This window comes from Candidatus Eisenbacteria bacterium, from assembly GCA_016930695.1.
Classification (GTDB): domain Bacteria; phylum Orphanbacterota; class Orphanbacteria; order Orphanbacterales; family Orphanbacteraceae; genus JAFGGD01.
In genome coordinates, this window is record JAFGGD010000011.1 from 1 (window position 1) to 23205 (window position 23205).

Here is a 23205-nt window from a genome sequence, read left to right on the forward strand (position 1 = left end):
CGAGATCGTCATGATCGGCGCCGGCGGACTGATGGGGATCCGCACCGGCGTCTCCCTCCTCATCGGCGCGGTGCTCAACTACTTCATTCTCGCCCCGATCCTGATCCAGAAGGGGATCATCGTCGAAACCGGCTTCCGGGGAATCACCATGTGGTCCCTCTGGGGCGGCGTGGCGATGATGACCACCGCCTCCCTCTTCTCCTTCTTCTCCAAGCCCCAAATGCTGATCAGCGCCTTCCAGAACATTCGCTCGCGAAACAACGGCATGGAGAAGGAAGTCGATATCCTGAAGGGAATCGAGCTGCCGATGAAGGTCTTCGCCCTCGGCATCCCGGTCGTCGGCGCCGCGGTGATTATCATGGGGCACGTTTTCTTCGGCGTTGAGTGGTGGCTCGGCGTCATCGCCATCCCGCTCGTCTTCGTGTTCACGCTGATCGCGGCGAACTCCACCGGCCTCACGGCGATCACCCCGACGGGCGCCCTCGGCAAGCTGACCCAGCTCACCTACGCCGCTCTCGCCCCCGGCAACACGCCGACCAACCTGATGACCGCCGGCATCACCGGCGAGGTGGCCGGCCACGCGTCGAATCTGCTGATGAACATCAAGCCGGGGTACATGCTCGGCGGGAAGCCGCGCCTCCAGGCGACCGGCCACATCCTCGGCATCCTCGCCGGCGGATTCGCCTGCACGCCGATCTTCTACTACGCCCTCTTCCGCGGGAACATCGACGTCTTCGGCACCGACCAACTCCCGATGATCGCCGCCATGATCTGGCGGGCGGTGGCGGAGGTGCTCACGCAGGGCTTCAGCATTCTCGATCCGACCGCCCTCGTCGCGGTGGTGATCGGCGCGATCCTCGGCATCGTTTTCGAAATACTGAAGATCACCACCAAGAACCGCTGGCCCATCAGCGGCGTCGGCATGGGGCTCGCCTTCGTGCTCCGCTTCAGCGACGCCTGGGCGATGTTCCTCGGCTCCTTCATCTTCTGGGCGCTCGCGCAGCGCCACAAAAATCCCGACGGCTGGATGAAAATCAACGTCGTGGACAACCAGGAGACGATCTGCGCCGGCGTGATCGCGGGCGGAGCCCTCATCGGCATCGTGATCATGGTGCTTCAGGTCGTGATCGTCGGGTAACGGCGGGGAACAACGATCGCAGATAAAAGCGCGGGGCGGCGGGCACTTGGTCCGCCGCCCCTTTTCTTTTGCGGTCGCCCCCTCGGCGCGCGATGAAACGGAGTCGTTCGGTCGCGGAGCGGGCGCCCTCCCTTTCCTCGCGTTACCCCTTCGCGGCCGCCGCGTCCCGGATCCCTTGGAAACGATCGAGTTGTTCGCGGAAATAAACCCTGGTGGTGTCCAGCTCGATAGCCCTCTCGATCAGGCGAACCGCCTCCGCCGGGTCCCCCCGCAGATTGACGATCTCCGCGACCGTGTCGAGTATGCTCGCGCGATGCCCGTCGCTCTCGGCCAGTTCGGCGCCGCGCCGGGCGAGCGCCTCCGCCTCCTCCAGATTGACGGCGTTCTCGAAGCACCACCAGGCGAATTGATTCAACTCCCCGGCGTCGTTCTCCCATCCCTCGGGAAGGAGTTCCCGCTTCAGTGCGAGGCCGCGCTCGGGGTCCTTCTCGATTTGGACGGTGTATTCGAGAAGGAAATTCTTCTTTTCGCCGACGTACTTCTCGTTCTCCGACGCCATGACCCGAGGATAGGCGAGCCGGAGATAGGGCTCCATCGGCTCCAGGCCGATCGTGCGAACGCCGAGGAAAGCGAGCCGGGCGAAGGCCATGATCGATGCCTCCTCCGTCTCCGCGTCGGCCAGAGTCGATTCGATCACCGGCCCCGCCTCCTCCACGGAGAGCTTTCCCTGCAGGAAAGCGAAGAAGGCGGCGGCGAAACGCTTGTGCGCGGCGTCCCCCTCGCGCGCCGCTTCCGGATCGAGCGCGATCGCCCGGTCGAAGTACGCGATCGCCTCCCCGTAACGCTCGCTCTCGTCGGCGATCCGGCCGAGGAAGAGGGCGTCCTCCACCGTCGGCGACTCGGCGAAGCGCGTCTCCCTCTCCGCGGCGGGCGTCGGATCGGACACCGCCTCGGCGAGTCGCTCCGCCCACTTTTCGGAGCCGCCGAAACCGGACCAGCGGTCGACGACCTCTCCCGCCGGATTCATCAGGATGAATGCGGGAATGCCGCTCACGCCGTACGATTCGGCGAGCGTCCGCCCCTCCTCTTCATCGGTGCTCACGATCCAGAGAACGTGATTTCCCAGCGCCGCGACCAGAACTGGATCCGCTTCGTCCACCACACGGGTGAACTCCCGGCAGGGTCCTCAGGTGCTGGAGAAGAAGTCGACCACGATCATCGATCCGCTTCGCGACGCGATCGTTTTCGCCTCCTCCAACGAATCCGCGCGAGTCACCGTCGCCTTCTCCTTCCCGCCGCACGCCGCCAGCAGAAGAACAAGGGCGAAGGCGGCCGCGAGAGCCGTCCTCTTTCTCATGCATTCTCCTTTCATGGAGCGGCGGTTTCCGGCCTCGACGCACCCGGTCCGCCGCCTGCCGTTTTACGAGCCGCACGAAATGAAGCGCATAGGGACCGGACCGGCGGCGTGTTTCGCCCCGCCGCCGGAGGGATTCGGATGGACGGACGCGTACGGACTACTCGCAACCGTGTTCGCCGCCCCCGCAGGAGTCGCTCGATCCCCATTCGGGGAGCCGGTTTTCGCGCACCAGATCGACATGGTCCCCGATCGTGCCGGGGACGGCGCGGAAGACCCTTACTCCCGCCGCCTGGAACCGGGCGACGGCGCGGGGGCCGATCCCGCCGACGATCACCGCCTCCACCGACGCCTGTTGCAACGTATCCACGGGCGCGCAACCGCCGTGGGCCTGATGGGCGCCGCGGTTATCGATGAGAGAGGTTTCCTCCGACTCGGTGTCGCACAGAAAAAAATAGGGGGCGGTGCCGAAGTGTTCGTGGGGGATGCCTTCGAGACCCCGATCCTCCAGCACGGGAAAACAGAGCTTCATGATGTTCCTCCTTAATGGACCGGCGCGCTCCGCCGGGAGTCCGCGACGGGTTCGGGGATTCCCTCGCGGCGGGGAGCGCCTGGACCCGCGACGGTCATCCCGTCGAAGGCCGACCGTTCAATTGTACCAGCGCCGCGCCTCCCCGCCAAGCGAAGCGGGAAACCGGGCGGTTCACGTTTTCTTCCCACCCTCCGGCGGAAGAGCCGCGCCGCGCCGGAAGAGAGAACGGAGGGGGACGCGCGATCCCTCCCCGCCGTCGACCGCCGCCTGCAATCCGGCGAGCCTCCCCTCGAAGGGGCCGAGGGTCCAGCACGCACCGGCGTCGAGGGCCTCCACGGGCGGGCCTTCCTCGTTCCGCGGGCAGATGTCCCGCATCTCCGCCACCATCCCGTCCGGCCGGCGCTCGATCCAGCGGAGCGGGAGCCCCTGCGTGCGACAGACGTAGGGCCGGTCCTCGTAGATGCGGCACCGCCCTCCTCCGTCGAGAAAGGCGCAGACGCCCACGGGGGCGGGCTCTTCCCCGTCGAGGATGCCGGCGCGGCGGCGGCGGATCCTGTCCGCCTCGATGCCGAAGACGGTGATCCCGTCCACGCAGCAGTCGGCGCAGCCGGCGCCGCAGCGCAGCCTTTCCTGGTGAAGCGCGCGGAGAGGATCGAGCCTCTTCTCGAGATCCCGGTAGAACTCCTCCAGCTCCTCCATGGCGGCGGCGTCGATCCCGCTCATCCGTTCGCCTCCCCCCCGCGCCCCTCGTCCGGCGCGACGATCTCGCAAAAAAGACTGGAACCGGCCACCTCGGTGATCCGTCCCGTGACGCCCAACTCGGCCGTCCATCTCTCGAAGTCGGCGGGGCGGGCGATGCCGGCGCGAAAACCGTCCTCGCAAACGATTACACCGTCGCCGGTCCGCCGGCGATCGATCGGCCCGAGAAGTCCCTCCCTCGCCTGCGCCTCGAACCAGTCGAGACGATCCTCCCAAAAACGATCCGCATAGCTCGAGACGAGGATCTTACCGCCGGGGCGCGCGGCCTGGAGCGCCTCGCCGATCAGACGGACCGGGTCGACGCCGAAAGCGGATATTCCGTTCTGCGCGCAGATCACGGCGTCGAAGGAGCGGTACCGGAAGGCGAGACGGGCGGCGTCCATCGCCGCGAGTCGAATGTTGACGAAGGGGGCCGCCGCCTCGCGCGCCAGGGCGAGGCTCGCCACGCTCCTGTCGATCCCCCAGAGAACGCGCACCCGAGGCGCGAGGAACGCGAGGATCCTCCCGTATCCGCAACCGAGTTCGAGCACCGCGTCCGCGGCGCCCAACCGGGAGAGGATGTGTTCGATCTCGGCTTTCAGATAGGCGCGCGCCGGCGGCGGGGCGACGGCGTAACAACGCCGGAGCCGTTCGGCGGAGAGTCGTTGCTCGTAGTATCCGCCGCCCAAAACGCGTCTCTCCCGGGAGCCCGGCGAGGAAAAGACCAGAAACCGCGGGTGCAGAACGATCCGTGTCGCCTCCGTCAAACTAACAAATTCATAATGAGGATCAATACAAAACAAGAGCGGCGCTTCCCCGAAGAGAACGTTGCTTGACGAAACCGGTGAAAGCCGATATCCTATTGTCTTGCAAGGCGATGGAGTCCGCCGGTCACCGTGCTTTCGCTGATGACTCCTACCGAACCGTTCGTCCGGAGGAGTTCGTCGTGCGGGAGTTCATGCTCGTGGGGTGTGGTGGGTTCGCGGGCGCCGTCGCGCGCTGGGCGCTCGCGTCGCGGGTGCAGCAAATGGTGGGCGAGTCCGCCCTCCCCGTCGGCACCCTCCTCGTGAACGTGCTCGGATGCCTCGCCATCGGGCTCGCCATCGAACTCGGCGAGCGCACCTTTCCCGGTAATCACTTCCGTCTTCTCGGCGTGATCGGTTTCCTCGGCGGCTTCACCACCTTTTCCGCCTTTTCCCACGAGACGATGGACCTTTTTCTGCGCGGAAAGGGCTTTTCCGCCGTGACCTACCTCGTCGCGAGCGTCGCGCTCTGCGGGATCGGCGTCCTCTTCGGGCGAAAATTGTTTCACTGGCTGATCGGTTGATCCTCTTCAAGAAGGGATGGCGCGAGGAACGCCCCGGTCATTCGCCCCCACCGAAGATTTGATCCGATGTCCACACCGCCTTCTCTTCCTCCGGGTTGCCCATGGATTCACCTTCGGCTCTCTACGCGGCGAAGAGATTCCGCTTCTTCCAAAGATAGGCGGTCGCCCAGACGGCGAAGATCGCGAAGGGCGTGAAGAGAAGCGCGCCGGGGCTCACCGATCCGGCGTGCAGGTCGCGCACCCAGATCACCGTCATCGAGTAGACCCAGAGAACGTTGGCCATCAGAGCGGCGTCCCGGCCCCACACGCGCAGGCGCCGCACGCCGGCGGCGGCCGCGAAAAGGAGAGGGACGGCCCAGACCAAGTCGCCGACCAGAAAGCCGAGCGTCCCCGAAGCGGAGGCGCGAATCGCCGGGTCCTCGATCGGCGCGCCACGGAAAAGACGCGCGTACACGAGCGCCCAGAAAAGAAACGTGACGATGCCCGCCACGCCGTTCACGACGGCGATCACCGTCACGGCGCGGGGGCGCCCTTCCTCCGTCATCGGTCCATCCTCCCCGGGCCGTTCGCCCGCGCGCTTCCGGACGAGAACACGGCCCGGCGGGAAGATCGACCCGCCGGGCCGTTCGTGTCATGCATCATCGGCGGGCTGGGACGCGGCGCCCGTCCGTCAATCCCAGGCCATGTCGGTCTTCCATACCTCCCAGACCTTACCGACCAGATCCGGGCCGGGCTTAAGCGTCATCTTCCCCGGCTTCCAACCGGAGGGCATCGCCTCGGCCCCTTTCGTCTTACGCACGTGCTGGAACGCCTGGATCTGCCGGAGCGTCTCCGAAACGTTCCGGCCCACCGGCGGCGTGAGCACCTCGTAGCCCTGGACGACGCCGTCCGGGTCGATGAGGAACCGGCCACGCGTTTCCACGCCCGCGTCCTCGTCGTACACGCCGTACACACTCCCCACCTTGCCGCCGCCGTCGGAGAGCATCGGGAAGGGAACGCCCCCCTTCACCATCTTGGAGAGTTCTTGGTCGTTCCACATTTTATGCACGAACATGCTGTCCACGCTCATCGACAGAACTTCGACGCCCAGTTTCTGGAATTCCGCGTACTTGTCGGCGACCGCCGACACTTCGGTAGCTCAGACGAATGTGAAGTCACCGGGGTAGAAGCAGAGGACCACCCACTTGCCCAGATGCTCCGAGAGCTGGACGTTGATAAAGGCCCCTTTGTGATACGCCGGGGCCGTGAAGTCGGGAGCTTTTCTCCCTACGAGAATCATCTGTCCCGTCCCTCCTTCCGGTTGGGGTGCGTCCGCTTTCGGTTTCTTCGCCGGTTCGCCGACCGGCCCGCCCGTCGGGCGCGCGCAGCCGGCCGCCGGTTTGTCCGCCATAGCGACCTCCTTTCGCTTGGGCCCGTAACGCATTGGTAAACAAGGAGCGCCGCCGCCGCTCTTCGCGCGGAACGCCCTGTTTCGCTCCAGACGCCTTCAGCTTATCCCGCCCGGCAACCGAAATCCACCGTAATCGAATAGGATCCAAGAGAAGAAAAGGCGGGTCGATCAAGAGAGAAGGTCGTTCGCGTAGGGGGTATCCCGCAGAGTTTCTTCCACTTCACCATAGTTCAAGATGAGATCCCGCAGGGGTTCCGGGTTCTGCCGCTTCATTCTGATCTTACCCGGATCGATATCCGACACTCCCAAATACACGCCGATCCTCCGAAATTCCGTAAAGGGATCGGCCGCGAGCCTCTCGTATGTAACGGTGATCGTATCCCGATCCGCAAAGCGCTCTTCGATCTTCCTCTCCACCTTCTCGATGTTGCCGATTCGTTCCAGAAGGTCTTTTGTTTCGACCCGGATCCGGCGTTGGGAGAGGGTTGCCTTCGCGTCGAAATCGACCCATTGATTCGTGGCGAACGCGATATCGAGAGACACGATCATCCGAAGGCGGTTTTTTCTCGTCTGATGAATGACCTTGAACTCTTTGTGCTCTAGAAACTCCCGCCACTCCGAATCGGTCAAATGATAGTCGAACAGCTTAAAGCCGACACACCGAACGGAAGGAGACCTTTTTCTGTAAAGCCTCCGAAGCCGTCTTTCGAAATCCCGTCCGACCTCCCGATATTCATTGGAAAAGATCTCGTTGTACATGCGTACGTGCTTGGAGGTCGTGAGTCCGTCTATCAAATAATTGGTTCCCGTCCGAGCATGTCCGACAACCACCAACCGCGCATACTCCCGGCTCCCCCACAAGGCCGAACCGATCAGGTCGGCCGCATCAAAAACCCTCATACCCCACCGCCGGGCGACCACGCGAAAATTCACATTAAATCCTCATTGTATTGCTTATAAACAAAAGATCGCGCCTTGCCCTTTTATGGATTCGCCTGGAATGTGGATCACGCGTCTTGCATGGAACGCGAACATGGTAGGCGGGAGGCCGAGGGGAACACAACAGGAAAATGTTTCGGACCGTCGGATGCCGGCGCCACCGCCGCCGCGTTCGGATCTAGACGACGAGGGGTGGCCTCCCGGCGCGACGCCGGAGACGGTTGATCGTCCGGAGAAGGGGACCGCGCGAGACGAGCCAACGCGCGAGACGAAACTTCCCCGGAAAATCGAGAAGGGCGATTCCGGCGAGAATGGTGAGCAATCCCTGGCCCGGCAGGAAGAGCATGGCGATTCCGGCCAGGAGAAAGAGTGCGCCGACGGCGTTCTTCAGAACGAGCAGAAGGATACGGAGGACCGGGTTCGCATTCGCCCAGAGAACCCCGCGGCGCTTCCCGGGGGCGAAATAGTCCGGCGGGATCCGAACGACCAGGCGGGGGACGGCGGCGAGCGCGAAGAGAAAGGCGGCGAGCGACGCGCCCGCGATCCATGCGGCCGCCTCTCCGTTCTGTCTCAAACAGTCGAACACGCGCTTCCCCCGCTCAGCCGGTCGCCTTCACCCCGCCCAACGTCTCCTCGAACGCCAGCAGAAAAGCCTCCACGTCGGCGCGTTCGATGGTGAGGGGCGGGTCGATCCGAAGCACGTTCCGGCCGGGTCTCCGGGCGGCGAGAAACCCGCGACGCGCCAGTTCTCGATGAACGCCGGCGGTGAAGGGAGCGCCCGCGCCGTCGCGCAGCTCCACGGCGATCAGAAGCCCGCGCGAGCGGATCTCCTCGATCCGATCGGTCCGCGACCGGATCTCCTCCAACCCGTGGGCGAGAAAGGCGCCGATTTCGCGCCCCCGCTCGACGAGCCCCTCTTCCCGGATCAAGCGAATCACCTCCCGCGCGACCGCGGCTCCCAAAGGATCGTTCTGATGCGATTGGGCGTAGGGGACGTCCCGGCCGCCGAGCCGCTCCGCCGCGACGGGCGAGAAGGCGGTCGCGCTGACCGGGTAACCGGCGCCGAGCCCCTTCCCCATCGCGACCACGTCCGGCGCGATCCCGTAATGCTCGTGCCCGAACCATGCCCCGGTACGACCGATCCCCGTGGTCACCTCGTTCACCAAGACGAGGCCTCCCCCCTCGCGCACCGCCCGCGCGATATTTTGGACGAGCCGGCGGGGCGGAAAGCGGACCAGCCCGGAGGAGCTGCCCGGTTCGAAGAGGAAACCGCCGATTCGATCGAAGGGGATCGACGCCCAGCGTTCGCATCGGTCGGAACAATCCCCGTCGTGCGGACAAACAGCGCAGGGGAACCAATCCAAATCGAACCACGAACCGGCGCCGCGCGCCGTCGCGTCCCCATAGGCGCCGAAGTAGGAATCGGCCATGGTCATCAGGAGCGGTTTTTCGGCGATCATCCGCGCGGACCGCGCGCCGTACTCCACCGCCTCGCTCCCGGAACAGAGAAACACGCAGCGCCCCCCCTCCATCCCGAGAAGGGAAAGGATCTCGACGGCCGCTTCCTCGACGACCGGCGCGGCGTAGGAGAAACCGGCGTGTGCGATCCTTTCCGCCTGTTCCCGGAGGGCGCGCAGCACCCGCGGGTGTCCGTGTCCGACGGAGGCGCACCAGACGCCGGACTCGAGATCGACGTAGCGCCTCCCGCGCGAATCGTAGAGAGAGGCGTTTTCCGCGCGGACGATGTCGCGCACGAGAACCTCGTGTCCGGGCATCCAAAGGAGTCGGTCCATCTTCTCCTCCCTTTCGGGTTCGTCCGGCGAAGCCGGCGACGAGCCGGAACGCGCCGCGTCTTTAAGAGAGCATGAGGGATGGGGACGCCCGGCGGCAAAAAGAATCGGCGGCGACGCGCGGAAAGACCGACCGATTCGATGAGGATCGACCGGACCATTGCGGGCGGTTCGGGGCGGGACCGGCGCCGCTCGTCCCGGCGCCGGCCCCCTTTTTTCGCGGACGATCGTGGAGGCGATACTTACCGCTTCAGCAGATCGCGGATCTCCGTCAGAAGCGTCTCTTCCTTGGAAGGGGCGGGCGGAGCCGCCGGCGCCGCCTCTTCCTTCTTCTTCATCGAGTTCATCGCCTTGATCACCATGAAGATCGCGAAGGCGATGATCACGAAGTCCAGGATGGTCTGGATGAACTTGCCGTAGCTCAGCAGAACGGCGGGGCTTTCTCCGACCGCCGCCTTCAAGGTGATCGCGAGATTCGAAAAGTCGACCCCGCCCAGCAAAAGACCGATGGGGGGCATGATCACGTCGGCGACGACCGAGGAAACGATCTTACCGAAAGCCGCGCCGATCACGATACCGACCGCCATGTCGACCACGTTGCCGCGCATGGCGAACGCCTTGAACTCTTTCATCATCCCCATGATTTCCTCCTTCGGGGTTCCGACGCGCGCCGCCGCGGCCGGGTCGGCGCGCACTCTACACTGATCGAGTGTGACTTCGTGTCAGGGGATACGGATTCATGGGATGGATGAAAGCGAGCCGTACCGCCCCCTGATGACCCGTCCCTTCGGGTCGAGAATGAAACGTCTGTGGAACCCTAATTTATCCGGAGAAGGCCGTCAAGAAATGGCGGCGAATGTCGCGGTATCACCTTGTATTACAACGCGTTCGGTGAGTGGGATTCACGGCGCCCGATGCGCTCAGGTGCGGACGGAACGGGGGAGCGCGAAGGGAATCCCTTCGGCCGCGAACGGTCCGCGCGCCATCAGATAGGAGGGCCCGCCGTATTGGAAGAGCCGGGGTTCGGCCCGTGCTTCGCGGGTCAATCGGTCCGGCGTGAAGAAAAAGACCGTCTCCTCGACCGGGCCGGGAATACTTTCGAGAATCGCGTCCAAACCGGGCAACTCCGGCGCGACCACGTCGTAGAGCCGGAGCCGCGTCCCCTCTCTCTCCACGCAGAGGACCGCGTCCAGATCCTCGGCGTAATGGAGCGACCTGTGCCCTTCGTTGAAGAGGAACACCGTCTTCTCATTCACCACGCCGAGAATCCGCGACACCGGTTCCCGCGTTTCGAGCAGGCGATGGAGCAGGGCGATATCGGCGGCGTCGCCGAGGTCGAGAACGCGGAGCGCGCCCTCGCGCCCCCGCGAACGCCGGACCGTGACGAAGCGATGCTCCCCGATGCGCCGGAAACCGAAGGGCTCGTAGTACTCCGGGTTCTCGGTCGTCAGAATCAGCGTGTCGAAGCGGCCCGCGGAATCCTCGATCGCCTCCTCCATGAGCGCGCGGTAGTAGCCCTTGCGCCTGTGGTCCGGATCGGTGGCGACGGCGTGAACCGAACCGACCCGCGCGGGGCGCCCTCCCAAGATCAACGGCAGCCCGATCACGCCGACGTGGGAGACGACACGCCCTCCCCTATAGAGGACGAAGGGGGTGGACACCGATTCCCAGGAAACGCCGTATCGCCGGATATCCTCCGCCCCGCCGCGAACGCCCGGGAAGATCCGATCCAGCAAATCGAAAAGATCGTTGAAAAACGCGGGGTCTTCCTGCCACGAACCCTTCATGCATTCTTCCTTATTGGTCCGGGAGCCGCCGGGTCAATCCTCCGGCCAGGTCGGCCGCAGCTGGGCGAACACGTAGATTCGCCCGTCGGCGGCCACCACCACGTCGTCGCCGGCGTGTACCTCGCCGTGGGAAGCGCCGTCCAGGCGCATCGTGCCGTTCTTCACCTCGAAGAGCCGGCCGTCCCGCAGATCGACGGCCATTTCCTCGTGGTAGGCGGCCCGCTTGAAACCACCGGTCCCTAAAAAGGTGTAGGTGACGTCACTCCGGCGCGGCGGCGCGAAGTCCTTCGGGATATCGCCGCCCGGGTCGTTGGGCATCCGGAGGCCGCCGTTCACGTAGATCGCCCCCTCCTCGGTGACGACGATCACGTCTCCGTCCCGCAGAGGCCCGTGGGAGACCGAGGCCAAACGGATCCCGATCGTCCCGACCTCGACGCGCCTGCCGTCGATCAGGTGCCACTCGCAGTCGGTCTCGGTGGACAACGGGCAGTGCGACCAGCTGCTCATCCCGATGAAGGAGATCCGCACCTCTCCCCCCGGTTCGGCCGGTTCGACGGGCACGGGCTTCTCCGACGGCGGCCGCCCGCCGGCGCAGCTCGTGAGAAGAAGAAGGACGAAACAAAAAACGACAAGAAACGGATTCTTCTTCATGCCAACCTCCTTCACGCGGATTGCCGGTTCTTCTTTTCTTTACATGGAACGAATATGCCGATCCGCGGCCGCGGCGCAAGAAGAAAACGACCGGCCGGCGACGACGCATTCCCGTCCTCAGCCGGTTTTCTCGTCGATCCAGTCCCGCATCACGTGGAGGGGGAGTCCGATGTTGCCGATCTGACCGTGGTTGTGGGCGTGCTCTTTCCCGGTGAACACCCGATCCGTCACCGACCGGGATCCGGTCGGCCGCGCTCAGTCATAACTCTCGCGTGTCTCCTCGTCACTCATGGTCGGCACGAGGACGGGTTTCCAGGCGTCATCCTTCCAGGTTCCCAGGCGGGCGTGCATGTCCAGGTACTTTTTAGGGATCGGATGGGTGCCGACGACCACCCGGACTCCGTACCGTTTTTCGAGAAAGTCCTTGAACGTGTCGATGTAGGGGCAGGGCGGATAGCCGACGACGAGGCCGGTCGCCAGATGGACGACCTCGGCGCCGTTCCTTACCATCTCGTCGCCGGCGTACTCGATGTTGCCGCCGGGGCAGCCGTCGCACGTCGTGTATCCGACCAGCTCGATCTCCGATTCCTTATAGATGTCGAAGGCGCCCTCCCGGTTCCGCATCGCCCGGAAGCACTTCCCCCCCGCGCAGCGGCGGTAACGGTCGCAGATGATGATTCCGATTTTCGTCTTCCCGGCCATGTCTGCCTCCTCCTCGCCTCGTTCGGTACGAATCTACACCATCGGAATCGGTGAAGGGGCGGCGGATCGCCGATATCTCCGCGGCGCCGGAGGGAGTTGTTTCGCGGAGCGGGGCCGCCCCTTCCCGCCCCGGCGCCGCTCCACCGCCTCGCGGATGACCCTCATCTCGAAATCTCGTGCCCCTCGCGGCCCCGGCCGCCTCCGCGCTCGGTCTCATCGACCCGCCCGAAGAAGGGGGCGAGCGCGAGAAGAGCGATCAGAAAAAGAACGAGGAGCGCGGCGACGACCCGCGGCTCGCGCCTCGCCGTCGGAGCGGCTCCCTCCGCCGGACGCCACCGAATCATGCAGGCGATCCACGACCAGTGCAGGACCAGATGGATCGCCATGAGAGCGAGAAAAACAACGGCGATCCAAAAGTGTACGGTTCCCCACTCGTGCCGGTCCATTCCCCATAGGGCGAGGAAATGCCCTGATCCGGCCGGGAGGACGTAGCGGATCAGAATCCCCGTGGAGAGCAGAAGAAGCAGCGCGGCGAGGGCCGCCGCGTCGACAAGAAAGTTCCAATCGTTTTTACGCATACCGCTTCATCCTCTTCCGCGATCGTCGAACTCCGGGGGGTTTTGCCGTAGACGGCGGGAATCCCCCTCGCGGCGCGGTCATTTCCTTTCCGACGCGACACGCAAAACGAGAAGCGCCAGGATCACGCTGAAGGGAGTGAAAACCGCCCTTTCCACGCCGGACCGGGAGGCGAGATTGCCGGCGATATTGAGCAAGAAATAAACGAACATCACCCAGAGGGCGGCGCGGACCGCCTTTCCGAGCCTCGGCGAACCGAGATGTCCGGCTCGCGCGGCGACGACGAACGCCATGATCCCGGTGATCGCCAGCGACACCGCCTCCATCGCCCGGAAGCCGCCGGCCGCGCCCTCCGCCCTCCCTCCCCAAACGATCCCGGAAGGAAGAACGCCGAGCAGAATCAGCACATGGAAAAGCGCGAGCGCGACGAGCAGAACGAGAAGGATGTCCGCCGCCCGCGCGGCGCCGATCAGACCCTTCATTCTCCTCTCTCCCGAATTCCGCCGGTGTCGATGAAGCGATTTCCTACTGAATCACCCCGTGCTTCCGCCCCACCTTGATGAAGGCGTCCACCGCTTTATCGATGTGCTCCTTCGTGTGCGCCGCCGAGAGCTGCACCCGGATCCGAGCCTTCCCCATCGGGACCACCGGATGGCTGAAGCCGACCACGTACACCCCCTCGTGCAGCATGTCGCGGGAGACGTCGTTGGCGAGCTTCGCGTCGCCGAGCATGACCGGCACGATCGGCGTCTCGCCCGGCACGAGATCGAAACCGGCCGCCTCCATCTTGTCCCGAAAATACTTGGCGTTCCACTCCAGCTTGTCCCTGAGCTCCGTCGTCTTGCTGATCAGGTCGATCACGCGGATCGCGGCGGTGATGATCGGAGGCGGCACGGCGTTCGAGAAAAGATAGGGCCGCCCGCGGTTCCGAAGCATCTCCGTGATCTCCCGCGGCCCGGCCACCAACCCGCCGCTCGCGCCGCCGAGCGCCTTCCCGAGCGTGGAAGTAATGATGTCCACTCGGTCCATCACACCGAAATGCTCCGGCGTCCCACGCCCCGTCTTTCCGATGAAGCCGCTGGCGTGGCTGTCGTCCACCAACACCATGGCGCCGTACTTGTCCGCCAAATCGCACAGCTCGTCCAACGGCGCCAGGATCCCGTCCATGCTGAAGACGCCGTCGGTCACGACGACCATCGAGCGCGCCCGCTCCTTCCACATCTTCAGCTTCTTCTCGAGATGCTTCATGTCCGCGTTCTTGAAGCTATCCCGCTGGGCGGAGCAGAGACGTATCCCGTCGATCAGGCTCGCGTGGATGAGCCGATCGTTGATGATCACGTCGTTCTCGTCGAAAAGCACCTCGAAGAGCGCCGCGTTCGCGTCGAAGCAACTCGCGAAAAGAATCGCGTCCTCCTTACCGAGAAACGCGGCGATTCTCTTCTCCAGGTCGTTGTGGATGTCCTGCGTGCCGCAGATAAAACGGACGCTGCTCATCCCGTAGCCGCGTTCGCGGAGCCCCTCGTGGGCGGCGGTGACCACGTCCGGGTGGCTCGACAACCCCAAGTAGTTGTTCGCGCAGAAGTTCAGCACCTTCATCGGCTTCGTGCCGCGGGGGTATTCGACCTCGATCTCCACCCCCTGCTCGCTGCAGATGTAACGCTCGTCCTTGTAGAGTCCCGCCGCCTCGACCTCATGGAGGGTCTTGGCGAAGCGCTCCTTCACTTCGGCCGTGTACGCCATGTCCTCACCTCGTTCGTTGAAAAATCGAGGGCGCGGATCTTCGCCGCGCCCTCGCCGCTCACAGGAGACGCGGCCGATCCGACCGCCCGGGGAATGTCGCGAGTCCGCCGCGAAAGCTATTCCGCCAGTTTCTTCTTCACAAGCGCCAGAATGCTGCCGACGGTGTCAAAGGCCTCGGTGCTCGCCTCTTCGTCGGTCATCTTGATGCCGTATTCTTCCTCGAGGTACATCTTGAGCGAGACCATGCTGAAGGAGTCGACGATCCCGCTGGAGATGAGAGGCGTGTCCACCTTGATCTCCATGCTCTCGTCCTCCAGGTACTCGTCCCGGATGTACTCGATGATCTTTTCCCGCATCTCGTCGCCCATGGATCTCTCCTTCCGCGCGGGGTCGCCGCGCCGCCAATCCGATACGGGCCGGTGTTCGGGACCGGCGCCTAGTTGTCGTCGTCCAGAGTCGAGGTGTCGCCGATCTCCTCGCCCCGCTCCTCCGCGCGCAGCATCCGCCGCATGATTTTACCGGAACGCGTCTTCGGCAGCTTGTCCCGGAACTCGATCTCCTGGGGCATCGCCAGCGGCGAAAGCCGTTTACGGATGAAGTTCATGATGTCCATCTCGAGTTTCCGGTTCGGGTCGTGCCCCGGCTTCAGCGCCACGAAGGCCTTCACCACCTCCATATTGACCGGGTCCGGCTTGCCGATCGCCGCGCTCTCGGCGACGGCGGGATGCTCGAGAAGGGCGCTCTCGATCTCGAAGGGGCCGACCAAATGTCCGCCGGTGTTGATCACGTCGTCGTCGCGGCCCATGAACCAGAAATAGCCGTCCGCGTCGATCCGGGCCCGGTCGCCGGTGATGTACCAACCGTTTTTGAACTTGCTCTTGTAGGCGCTCTCATTCCTCCAGTACGTGCGGAACATGGAGGGCCAGGGGGGCCGGAGCGCGAGAAGCCCCTGCTGGTCCGCCTCCTCGATCTCTTGAAACTCGTGAGAGAGAACGGTCGCGGTGACGCCCGGGAAGGGTTTCCCCATCGAGCCGGGACGAATCTCCATCCCCGGCACGTTGGTCACCTGGATCGATCCGGTCTCGGTCTGCCACCAGGTGTCATGGAAGGGGAGGCCGTAAACCTTTTCGCTCCAGACGACCGCTTCGGGGTTCAAGGGTTCGCCGACGCTGGCGAGGTACCGGAGGCTGGAGAGATCGTACTTCTTGACCTTCTCCTCCCCCTCCTTCATGAGGAGACGGATCGCCGTCGGGGCGCTGTACCAGACCGAGACCTTCTGGTCCTGAATCGCTTTATACCAACGATCGATGATGAAGCCGCACTCGAGGACGAGTTGGGTCGCGCCGAGCGCCCAGGGGCCGATGATGCCGTAGCTTGTGCCGGTCACCCAACCCGGGTCGGCGGTGCACCAATAGACGTCGTCTTCCCTGAGGTCGAGCACCCACTTGGTGGTCAGCGCCTGCGCCGGAAGCGAACCGTGCACGTGGACCGCCCCCTTCGGTTGGCCGGTGGTGCCGCTGGTGTAATGCAGAAGCGACGGCGTCTCCTCGTCGGCGGGATAGACGTCGAAACTCTCCACCGGCTCGGCGGCGGCGAGGCCGAAGGCGTGCTCCCCCTCCTGCAGTTCCAGATCGCCCGGCTCGCTGATGATCACGTGCCGGAGCGAAGGGCAGCGGGGTCGCACCTTACGGGTGCGGAAGGTGAGCTTTCGGTTGGTGAGGATCGCCGCGGTTTCGGCGTTCATGATCCTCTTCTCGAGCGCCTCCTCGCCGAAAGCGCTGAAAAGGGGTTGCATGACCAGACCCGCCTTCAGGCCGCCGATCATGCCGATGTAAAGCTCCGGAACCCGTTCGAGAAAGACCGCCACCCGGTCCCCGGGCTTCAGCCCGAGCCCGGTGAGGAACTTCGCGTAGGCATTGGAGTAGACGCGGAGGTCGTTGTAGGTGAACTTTTTGATCGTGCCGTCCACCGCCTCCCAGATCAGAGCGACCTTGTCCCCTTTCCCCATCTCGCAGATCCGGTCGGAGCAGTACCAGCCGATGTTGTACGGTCCGCCCTCCGGAAAGCCGAGTTCCTTCCGCGCGTCCGCCCAGGTGAACCCGGCGCGGCGCTCCTCATGGTCGCCGATATTGCCCGGCAAGGCTTTGAAATCGCTCATGTTACCCTTCCCGTACCGATTGAATGTCCGAAGGCGGAATGTCCCGTGATCACGGCCGGGATTATACCGTTTCCCACCGATTCGTCCAAGGACCGTCCGGGGCGAAGAAGACCTCGCGCAAAGGCGTGAGAGTCCTTCCGCCTACGGACGCGAGTTCTCGGGCTACTCCGGGTGCGGCACGACGCAGACGAACTCGAGCGGCTCGCCGCCCGTGTTCCGGAACTGGTGGAGTTCGTCCGGCTCGACGTAAACCATGTCCCCCGCGGCGATCGGGTAGGCCTTGTCGCCGTGGTGCACCTCCCCTTTACCGCCGGCGACGAACACCTCGTGTTCCCACCAGTGCGTGTGTTTGGGCGTGGCGCTTCCCGGCCGGACGACGAAATAGCGCATCGCGAAGCGCGGCGCCCCCTCCGCCTTTCCGATCCCGACCTGCATGGTGACCCCATCGGTCCCCTCGGGAACCACTTTGTCTATCCCGCTGAGCGGACGGATCTTCATCGCACACTCTCCTGTCGGAATTCGTACCCGTGTGGCTTGGCTACTCCCGTCCAGTCTAACGCGGCCCGGCCGGCCGCTCAATCCCCAGACGCCGGTCCCTCCGCCGCGCCTTGCCGCCGCGGGCCCCTCCCGATAGAATAGAGACCACGGGCGACGCAAAACCGGGAGCGCCATTCCGCGGCCGGCGGCGGAGAAGGCGCGGGGCGGCTCCCCGCGCGGGAAAGGAACCGATGGGCTGGAAAAACGACTACCGAGCGAAGCTCACCACGCCCGAAGAGGCGGTGCGGCGGATCCGGAGCGGCGACCGGGTCTTTTACAGCGGCAACGCCGCCATCCCGACACGCCTCGTTTGGGCTCTGGCGGAACGGCACGGCGAGTTGGAGAACGTGCAACTCAGCCATCTGCTCCTCCTAGGCGAGGACCCCTTCTCCCGACCGGAGATGGAGGGCAGCTTCCGCCACAACTCCCTCTTCGTCGGACCGGCGGACCGGCGAGCGGTCAACGAGGGCCGCGGCGACTACATGCCGATCTTCCTCTATCAGATCCCGCGCATCTTCGAGGAGAGGATCGTGCCGCTCGACGCGGCGATGGTCCAGGTTTCGCCGCCGGACCGCCACGGGTTCATGAGCCTCGGAGTGGAGGTGCTGACCAACAAGGCCGCATGTATGGCGGCACGGACGGTGATCGTCGAGGTGAACCGGAACACGCCGCGCGTGCTCGGCGATTCCTTCCTTCACGTCGACCAGGTGGACGCCATCGTCGAAACCGACTGCCCGCTCCCCACGCTCTCCGGCCGCCCGGCGACGGAGGTCGAGCTATTGATCGGCAGGCACATCGCCGGGCTGATCGAGGACGGCGCCACGATCCAGATGGGGATCGGCGGGATCCCCGACGCGGTTTACGCCTCGCTCGACGGCGTCTCCGACCTGGGCATCCACTCGGAGATGTTCTCCGACGGGGCGATGCGGGCGGTGGAGCGGGGGCTCGTCACCGGCAGGCGGAAGACGTTGCACCGGCACAAGGTGGTGTTCACATTCGCCCTCGGCAGCCGGGAACTGTACGATTTCCTGAACGACAATCCGATGGTGGAGGCGAGGCCCGTCGATTATGTGAACGATCCCTACGTCATCTCCCGGAACGACAAGATGACGGCGGTCAATTCGGCGCTGGAGGTGGATATCACCGGCCAGGTCTGCTCCGACTCGATCGGCACGCGGATCTACTCCGGTTTCGGCGGGCAGGTGGACTTCATCCGCGGCGCCGCGCGCGCGCCGGGCGGGAAGCCGATCATCGCCCTCCCTTCGACGGCGAAAGACGGCGCCCTCTCCCGGATCGTACCCGCGCTGAAGCCGGGCGCCGGGGTCGTGACCAGCCGCGCCGACGTCCACTACGTGGTGACCGAGCACGGAACGGCGAATCTCTTCGGCCGCAACCTGCGGGAACGGGCGGAGGCGCTCATCCGGATCGCCCATCCCGATTTCCGCGACGAGCTGGAGAGGGAGGCGAAAGCGCGCAAGATACTCTGAGCGGGCGGGCCGCCGCGCCGTCGAACGAAACCGAACCGTTTCCGGCCGTAACGTTTCCATGGCGAGGAGCGAAATGGACGAAAAACGCATCGAACAGATCTACCGGCTGATCCGGAGCGCCTCCACCGACCTCCCGGAGGACGTGGAGAACGCGCTTCGGTCGGCGAAGGAGAAGGAGCCGCCCGGCGGCACGAGCGCGAACACCTTCGAGGCGATCCTGGAGAACGTGCGGATGGCCCGCGAAAAGGGGACGCCGATCTGCCAGGACACGGGATCGCTCATCTTCTACGTCGATCACCCCGCCGGCGCGAGCATGACCGCCTTTCGAAGAGAGATCGAGGCGGCGGCGGCGCGCGCCACCAAGGACGTTCTCCTCCGCCCGAACGCGGTCGACCCCGTGACCGGCAAAAACTCGGGAAACAACGTGGGGGTGAACGCCCCCTACATCACCTTCACCGAGTGGGAGAAGCCGGAGATCCGCGTGCGGCTGATGCTCAAGGGAGGCGGGAGCGAAAACGTCGGCACCCAGTACAAGCTCCCCGACGGCGCCATCGGCGCCGGCCGCGACCTGGAGGGGATCCGCCGCGCGGCGATCGACGCGATCGTCAAAGCGCAGGGGAAGGGGTGCGCGCCCGGCGTGGTCGGCATCGGCATCGGCGGCGACCGGTCCACCTCCTACCTCCTCTCCAAGAAGCTCTTCTTCCGGCCGATCGGGTCCTCCAACGAGGACCCGGCGCTGGACGCCTTGGAAAAGCGCCTCCACGGCGAGCTGAACCGCCTCGGCATCGGGCCGATGGGTTTCGGCGGCGGCACCACCGTGCTGGACGTCTTCATCGGCGCGCAGCACCGCCACCCGGCCACCTTCTTCGTCGCCGTCTCCTACATGTGCTGGGCCTGCCGGCGCAAGTCGATGACCATCCGGAACGGGGAGGCCGATTATGATTAAGCTCGACATTCCGATCTCCGAAGAGAAGATCCGCTCGCTGAAGGCGGGCGACACGGTGCTCCTCTCCGGCATCGTCGTCACCGCCCGGGACGCCGGCCACAAGCTGATGGTGGAGGAGAGGCCGGAGTTCCTGAACGACCTCCTGAAGGGGGGCGTGATCTACCACTGCGGCCCGGTGGTCCGAAAGGACGGAGACCGTTGGACCTTCGTCGCCGCCGGCCCGACCACCAGCATTCGCGAGGAGCCGTACCAGGCGAAAGTGATCGAGAGCTACGGCGTCCGCGGCGTCATCGGCAAGGGAGGGATGGGGGCGAAAACCCTCGAAGCGTGCCGGAAGTTCGGCGCCTGCTACCTCCACGCCGTCGGCGGCTGCGGCACGGCGATCGCGCAATCGGTCAAGGAAGTGACGGCGGTCCACAAGCTGGAGGAGTTCGGCACGCCGGAGGCGTTCTGGGTGATCCGCGTCGAGGACTTCCCGGTGATCGTCACCATGGACACCCACGGGACGAGCATCCACGACAAGGTGGAGGAGGAATCCAAGCGGGTCGCCGCGGAATTGATGAAGTAACGAAAAAGTCGAGGGGGACAGCCACCCATCATTCGGTTGGTTGATTGGTGACTGTCCCTATTTATTAAAACAGGAAGTCCGTGCTGAGGAAGTTCGACTTCCGCTCCCGCGTGATGACCCGCAGAATCTCCTTGTTCTCCTCCGTCCCCTTCGCCGCCACGAGCGAGCGGATCGTGAAGACCCGGAGCGCGTCGGAGACGGAGAGGGTTCCCTCCGCCGAGTCCTTCCGCCCCGTGAAGGGGAAGGTATCCGGCCCCCGCTGGCACTGGCTGTTGATGTTCACCCGGCAGACCTGATTCACCAGAGGATCGATCAGCCGCGCGATCTCGCCCGGGTCGGCGCCGAAGAGGCTCACCTGCTGCCCGTAGTTCGACTCCATCACGTAGCGGATCGGCTCCTCGATCGAGTCGAATGGAACGACCGGCACCACCGGCCCGAACTGCTCCTCCCTCCACGCCCGCATCTTCTCGTTCACGGGATAGAGGAGGGCGGGGTGAAAGTAGGTCCCCCAACGCGCGCCGCCGCCGCGGTTCATCACGCGCGCTCCCCCCGCCTCCGCGTCCTTCACGAGGCCGTCGAGATAATCGGTCTTCCCCGGCTCCGGGAGGGGCGTGATCTTGACCCCTTGCTCCCAGGGCATGCCGAAGGGGAGCCCGTCGATCCCCGCGGCGAAACGCTCCAGGAACTCGCCGGCTATCCGTTTATGCACAAAGAGTATTTTGAGCGCCGTGCATCGCTGGCCGTTGTAGGAGAGAGCGCCGAGAAGGCATTCGCGCGCCGCCAGGCCGAGGTCGGCGCCGGGGAGGACGATCCCGGCGTTCTTCGCCTCCAGGCCGAGGACGGCGCGGAGGCGGTGCGGCTTGGGGTGGGCGTGCTTGAGGAGGTCCGCCACGCGGCTCGATCCGATGAAGGCGAGCACGTCGATGCGCCCCGATTTCATGAGCGGCCCGATCACGCTCTCCCCGTCGCCGTACACCGAATTGATCACGCCGGGAGGGAAGGAGTCGCGAAACGCCTCCAACAGAGGACGGTGCAGGAGCACGCCCAGCTTGGGCGGCTTGAAGATCACCGTGTTTCCCATGATCAGCGCCGGGATCAGCGTGGTGAAGGTCTCGTTGAGGGGATAGTTGAAGGGGCCCATGCAGAGAACGACGCCGAGAGGGGAACGGCGGATCTGCCCGAGAATCCCCTCCTCGACGACGAACCGGGAAGAGACCCGGTCCAGCTCCTTGAGCGCGTTGATCGTGTCCCGGATGTATTCGACGGTTCGATCGAATTCCTTCGCCGAGTCCTCGCGCGACTTGCCGATCTCCCACATGAGAAGGCGGACCACCTCCTCGCGGCGCTCCACCATTTTATGGGTGAATTCTTCGACGTGACGGATCCTCTCCGCCACCGGCAAGGTGGGCCAGAGTCCCCGCCCACGGTCCCAGGCGCCCGCCGCCGCCTCGAGCGCCTCCTCCGCCTCCTTCGCGGTGAGGCGCGGGTATTCGCCGATCGGCACCGGTTCGGGCGCCCCCCCCGCGGCGCCGGGGCGGCAGACCGGCGAGAGAACCGTTTCCCGCGGTCCCTCCCAGGCGCGCAACCGTCCGCCGACGAGATACTCGGTCTGAGCGATCGGCTCGGAGAGGACGGCCTCGGCGGGCACCTCCTCCGGCGCCGGAAAGATCGATCGGATCTTCTCCTCCAGAGTCATCGGCTTTTCTCCCGCCGCCGGCGCGGCTTTCTGGTTGATTCCACGGGGCGGTCTTCGCGGCGTCCCGCGTTACCCCTTTCCCCGCGCCGCCGCGTCGATCCGCGCCGCCGGGTCCTGACGATAGAACAGACGAAGCTGATCGTACAACTCCGGCGAGCGTGCGCGAAGCTCCCGGGAACGCTCGAAGAAGGTCTCCGTCGCGACGGCGAAGAACTCCGCCGGATTGGTCGCCCCGTAGCCGTCGAGCACCGTCGGACGGAGGCGCTGCACGTCCGTCAGGAGCGCGCGGTACTCCCGGCCGAGAACCCGAGCCCACGCGGCGTAGCTCGACGCCCCCGAAAGAGGGGGCGCGCCGTCCGCCGGCCCGTCCTCGCTGTCGATCTGATGGGCGAACTCGTGGAGGACCAGGTTCCGCCCGTCGTGAAAATCCTCGGCGCCCCGCCGGACGTCCTCCCAGGAGAGGACCACCGCGCCGGTTTTCCACGACTCGCCGAAACGGACCTGCGGCCCCTCGGTGACGGTGCCGTCCGGGTTGCGGCGCCGCCCCGGCGCGACGTACGCCGCCGGGTAAACGATCACGGTGTCGAGGCGGGGATAGACGTCGGCGCCGCGGTTCAGTAGAAGCAGGCATGCCTGCCCGGCGATGGTGATCCGCGCCTCGTCGTCCACCTCGAATCCCCCCGCCCCCTCGAAGGTCTTCTCGGCGAGAAAGACCCGCACGAGGCGCTCCAGCTCACGACGCTCCTTCTCGGTGAGAAAAGCGACGTAGGGAACGTTCCGGGCGAGGACGCGGCGCCACGCCTCGGGAAAGGGCTCTCCGGCGAGCCTCCTTCGTCTCCATGCTTTGAACGGATTCCGCATCTTTATGGCCGCTCCCTTGTCGACTCACAAGATACGGGCGGCGGGCCGATCGCGCATGGGAAAAGTGGGAGGGACCTGTTTCTCCCCTCTTCGGTGCCGGAAACTCTTCCGCCGCCGGTGGAAGCAAGCGGACGGACGGCGTGATCCTTCGAGGAGGAGGGGCGGGGGGCGGCCCTCCCTTCCACCGCCGGTTTCCCTCTCGGGGCCGTCTCGACTCGCCGGGCACCCACCGGAGCCCGCCTCCGTCGAGGGGATAAAAAACCCGCCGAGCATTTATCGGGGCGGGCG

At 65.2% G+C, this 23205-nt stretch carries 27 protein-coding genes; 5 read left to right on the top strand and 22 right to left on the bottom strand.

Features of this window, described 5'->3' with window-relative positions; genetic code table 11:
- On the top strand, positions 1-1138 hold a 1138-nt coding region (locus JW958_01500), incomplete at its 5' end, for an OPT/YSL family transporter (GenBank protein ID MBN1824909.1).
- Between the two features lie 142 nt (positions 1139-1280).
- On the opposite strand, the gene JW958_01505 is transcribed toward JW958_01500, so the two are convergent.
- The 5 genes from JW958_01505 to JW958_01525 form a co-directional block, all read right to left on the bottom strand.
- Complete coding sequence (locus JW958_01505; protein MBN1824910.1) at positions 1281-2300, bottom strand: hypothetical protein; 1020 nt, start codon at positions 2298-2300, stop codon at positions 1281-1283.
- A gap of 24 nt (positions 2301-2324) precedes the next feature.
- Positions 2325-2495, bottom strand: coding sequence for a hypothetical protein (locus JW958_01510; GenBank protein MBN1824911.1), 171 nt, complete (start codon positions 2493-2495; stop codon positions 2325-2327).
- Positions 2496-2652: 157 nt separating this feature from the next.
- Positions 2653-3024, bottom strand: coding sequence for a NifB/NifX family molybdenum-iron cluster-binding protein (locus JW958_01515; protein MBN1824912.1), 372 nt, complete (start codon positions 3022-3024; stop codon positions 2653-2655).
- A gap of 171 nt (positions 3025-3195) precedes the next feature.
- Positions 3196-3747 (bottom strand): YkgJ family cysteine cluster protein, encoded by a 552-nt coding sequence (locus JW958_01520; GenBank protein MBN1824913.1) that lies wholly within the window; start codon positions 3745-3747, stop codon positions 3196-3198.
- Entirely contained in the window at positions 3744-4451 is a 708-nt protein-coding gene (locus tag JW958_01525; protein ID MBN1824914.1) for a class I SAM-dependent methyltransferase, read from the bottom strand. Before JW958_01525 ends, JW958_01520 begins: the two co-directional genes overlap by 4 nt.
- 257 nt (positions 4452-4708) lie before the next feature.
- Between JW958_01525 and crcB the strand changes: the two genes are divergently transcribed.
- Positions 4709-5089, top strand: a complete 381-nt coding sequence (gene crcB, locus JW958_01530; GenBank protein MBN1824915.1) for a fluoride efflux transporter CrcB — start codon at positions 4709-4711, stop codon at positions 5087-5089.
- Between the two features lie 121 nt (positions 5090-5210).
- Here crcB and JW958_01535 read toward each other — a convergent pair whose 3' ends face one another.
- From JW958_01535 to JW958_01605, 15 genes are all read right to left on the bottom strand, one after another.
- Complete coding sequence (locus tag JW958_01535; protein MBN1824916.1) at positions 5211-5633, bottom strand: hypothetical protein; 423 nt, start codon at positions 5631-5633, stop codon at positions 5211-5213.
- Positions 5634-5759: 126 nt separating this feature from the next.
- Positions 5760-6479, bottom strand: a complete 720-nt coding sequence (locus JW958_01540; protein MBN1824917.1) for a peroxiredoxin — start codon at positions 6477-6479, stop codon at positions 5760-5762.
- Between the two features lie 168 nt (positions 6480-6647).
- Entirely contained in the window at positions 6648-7412 is a 765-nt protein-coding gene (locus JW958_01545; protein MBN1824918.1) for a hypothetical protein, read from the bottom strand.
- Between the two features lie 184 nt (positions 7413-7596).
- Positions 7597-8004: a hypothetical protein gene (locus tag JW958_01550; protein ID MBN1824919.1), complete on the bottom strand. Its 408-nt coding sequence runs from the start codon at positions 8002-8004 to the stop codon at positions 7597-7599.
- A gap of 13 nt (positions 8005-8017) precedes the next feature.
- On the bottom strand, positions 8018-9211 hold the full coding sequence (locus JW958_01555) for an aspartate aminotransferase family protein (GenBank protein ID MBN1824920.1): 1194 nt from the start codon (positions 9209-9211) through the stop codon (positions 8018-8020).
- A 239-nt stretch (positions 9212-9450) separates the two neighbouring features.
- Complete coding sequence (mscL, locus tag JW958_01560) at positions 9451-9849, bottom strand: large-conductance mechanosensitive channel protein MscL (GenBank protein ID MBN1824921.1); 399 nt, start codon at positions 9847-9849, stop codon at positions 9451-9453.
- Positions 9850-10128: 279 nt separating this feature from the next.
- Complete coding sequence (locus tag JW958_01565) at positions 10129-10995, bottom strand: GNAT family N-acetyltransferase (GenBank protein MBN1824922.1); 867 nt, start codon at positions 10993-10995, stop codon at positions 10129-10131.
- A gap of 33 nt (positions 10996-11028) precedes the next feature.
- Positions 11029-11646, bottom strand: coding sequence for a hypothetical protein (locus JW958_01570; GenBank protein ID MBN1824923.1), 618 nt, complete (start codon positions 11644-11646; stop codon positions 11029-11031).
- A 255-nt stretch (positions 11647-11901) separates the two neighbouring features.
- Complete coding sequence (locus JW958_01575; protein ID MBN1824924.1) at positions 11902-12348, bottom strand: CGGC domain-containing protein; 447 nt, start codon at positions 12346-12348, stop codon at positions 11902-11904.
- A 161-nt stretch (positions 12349-12509) separates the two neighbouring features.
- On the bottom strand, positions 12510-12926 hold the full coding sequence (locus tag JW958_01580) for a DUF4405 domain-containing protein (GenBank protein ID MBN1824925.1): 417 nt from the start codon (positions 12924-12926) through the stop codon (positions 12510-12512).
- Between the two features lie 78 nt (positions 12927-13004).
- Positions 13005-13406: a hypothetical protein gene (locus JW958_01585; protein ID MBN1824926.1), complete on the bottom strand. Its 402-nt coding sequence runs from the start codon at positions 13404-13406 to the stop codon at positions 13005-13007.
- Positions 13407-13449: 43 nt separating this feature from the next.
- The gene (kbl, locus tag JW958_01590) at positions 13450-14664 is read right to left on the bottom strand and encodes a glycine C-acetyltransferase (protein ID MBN1824927.1); all 1215 of its coding nucleotides are present in this window, start codon (positions 14662-14664) and stop codon (positions 13450-13452) included.
- A 116-nt stretch (positions 14665-14780) separates the two neighbouring features.
- Positions 14781-15032: an acyl carrier protein gene (locus JW958_01595; GenBank protein ID MBN1824928.1), complete on the bottom strand. Its 252-nt coding sequence runs from the start codon at positions 15030-15032 to the stop codon at positions 14781-14783.
- Between the two features lie 68 nt (positions 15033-15100).
- Positions 15101-16822 carry an acetate--CoA ligase gene (gene acsA, locus JW958_01600; GenBank protein MBN1824929.1) on the bottom strand — a complete coding sequence of 574 codons (1722 nt, stop codon included), beginning with the start codon at positions 16820-16822 and terminating at the stop codon, positions 15101-15103.
- A gap of 162 nt (positions 16823-16984) precedes the next feature.
- Positions 16985-17320, bottom strand: coding sequence for a cupin domain-containing protein (locus JW958_01605; GenBank protein ID MBN1824930.1), 336 nt, complete (start codon positions 17318-17320; stop codon positions 16985-16987).
- 230 nt (positions 17321-17550) lie between these two features.
- Between JW958_01605 and JW958_01610 the strand changes: the two genes are divergently transcribed.
- The 3 genes from JW958_01610 to JW958_01620 all read left to right on the top strand — a co-directional run bounded on the left by JW958_01610 (position 17551) and on the right by JW958_01620 (position 20360).
- Positions 17551-18846, top strand: a complete 1296-nt coding sequence (locus tag JW958_01610) for an acetyl-CoA hydrolase/transferase family protein (GenBank protein ID MBN1824931.1) — start codon at positions 17551-17553, stop codon at positions 18844-18846.
- A gap of 73 nt (positions 18847-18919) precedes the next feature.
- Positions 18920-19792, top strand: coding sequence for a fumarate hydratase (locus JW958_01615; protein ID MBN1824932.1), 873 nt, complete (start codon positions 18920-18922; stop codon positions 19790-19792).
- The gene (locus JW958_01620) at positions 19785-20360 is read left to right on the top strand and encodes a fumarate hydratase C-terminal domain-containing protein (protein ID MBN1824933.1); all 576 of its coding nucleotides are present in this window, start codon (positions 19785-19787) and stop codon (positions 20358-20360) included. Before JW958_01615 ends, JW958_01620 begins: the two co-directional genes overlap by 8 nt.
- 64 nt (positions 20361-20424) lie before the next feature.
- Here JW958_01620 and JW958_01625 read toward each other — a convergent pair whose 3' ends face one another.
- Both JW958_01625 and JW958_01630 read right to left on the bottom strand, forming a co-directional pair.
- Positions 20425-22056, bottom strand: a complete 1632-nt coding sequence (locus JW958_01625) for an NADP-dependent glyceraldehyde-3-phosphate dehydrogenase (GenBank protein ID MBN1824934.1) — start codon at positions 22054-22056, stop codon at positions 20425-20427.
- A gap of 69 nt (positions 22057-22125) precedes the next feature.
- The gene (locus tag JW958_01630) at positions 22126-22917 is read right to left on the bottom strand and encodes a zinc-dependent peptidase (protein ID MBN1824935.1); all 792 of its coding nucleotides are present in this window, start codon (positions 22915-22917) and stop codon (positions 22126-22128) included.
- Positions 22918-23205 lie beyond the last annotated feature (288 nt).

Excerpts from the sequence above, each read along its gene's own strand:
- JW958_01625 (MBN1824934.1), bottom strand. The coding sequence starts at position 22,056 with ATGACTCTGGAGGAGAAGATCCGATCGATCTTTCCGGCGCCGGAGGAG.
- JW958_01615 (MBN1824932.1), top strand. The coding sequence starts at position 18,920 with ATGGACGAAAAACGCATCGAACAGATCTACCGGCTGATCCGGAGCGCC.
- JW958_01565 (MBN1824922.1), bottom strand. The coding sequence starts at position 10,995 with ATGAAGGGTTCGTGGCAGGAAGACCCCGCGTTTTTCAACGATCTTTTC.
- JW958_01555 (MBN1824920.1), bottom strand. The coding sequence starts at position 9,211 with ATGGACCGACTCCTTTGGATGCCCGGACACGAGGTTCTCGTGCGCGAC.
- JW958_01510 (MBN1824911.1), bottom strand. The coding sequence starts at position 2,495 with ATGAGAAAGAGGACGGCTCTCGCGGCCGCCTTCGCCCTTGTTCTTCTG.
- mscL (MBN1824921.1), bottom strand. The coding sequence starts at position 9,849 with ATGGGGATGATGAAAGAGTTCAAGGCGTTCGCCATGCGCGGCAACGTG.
- JW958_01515 (MBN1824912.1), bottom strand. The coding sequence starts at position 3,024 with ATGAAGCTCTGTTTTCCCGTGCTGGAGGATCGGGGTCTCGAAGGCATC.
- JW958_01575 (MBN1824924.1), bottom strand. The coding sequence starts at position 12,348 with ATGGCCGGGAAGACGAAAATCGGAATCATCATCTGCGACCGTTACCGC.
- JW958_01610 (MBN1824931.1), top strand. The coding sequence starts at position 17,551 with ATGGGCTGGAAAAACGACTACCGAGCGAAGCTCACCACGCCCGAAGAG.
- JW958_01535 (MBN1824916.1), bottom strand. The coding sequence starts at position 5,633 with ATGACGGAGGAAGGGCGCCCCCGCGCCGTGACGGTGATCGCCGTCGTG.
- JW958_01605 (MBN1824930.1), bottom strand. The coding sequence starts at position 17,320 with ATGAAGATCCGTCCGCTCAGCGGGATAGACAAAGTGGTTCCCGAGGGG.
- JW958_01580 (MBN1824925.1), bottom strand. The coding sequence starts at position 12,926 with ATGCGTAAAAACGATTGGAACTTTCTTGTCGACGCGGCGGCCCTCGCC.
- JW958_01520 (MBN1824913.1), bottom strand. The coding sequence starts at position 3,747 with ATGAGCGGGATCGACGCCGCCGCCATGGAGGAGCTGGAGGAGTTCTAC.
- JW958_01630 (MBN1824935.1), bottom strand. The coding sequence starts at position 22,917 with ATGCGGAATCCGTTCAAAGCATGGAGACGAAGGAGGCTCGCCGGAGAG.
- JW958_01570 (MBN1824923.1), bottom strand. The coding sequence starts at position 11,646 with ATGAAGAAGAATCCGTTTCTTGTCGTTTTTTGTTTCGTCCTTCTTCTT.
- JW958_01620 (MBN1824933.1), top strand. The coding sequence starts at position 19,785 with ATGATTAAGCTCGACATTCCGATCTCCGAAGAGAAGATCCGCTCGCTG.
- JW958_01585 (MBN1824926.1), bottom strand. The coding sequence starts at position 13,406 with ATGAAGGGTCTGATCGGCGCCGCGCGGGCGGCGGACATCCTTCTCGTT.
- kbl (MBN1824927.1), bottom strand. The coding sequence starts at position 14,664 with ATGGCGTACACGGCCGAAGTGAAGGAGCGCTTCGCCAAGACCCTCCAT.
- acsA (MBN1824929.1), bottom strand. The coding sequence starts at position 16,822 with ATGAGCGATTTCAAAGCCTTGCCGGGCAATATCGGCGACCATGAGGAG.
- JW958_01595 (MBN1824928.1), bottom strand. The coding sequence starts at position 15,032 with ATGGGCGACGAGATGCGGGAAAAGATCATCGAGTACATCCGGGACGAG.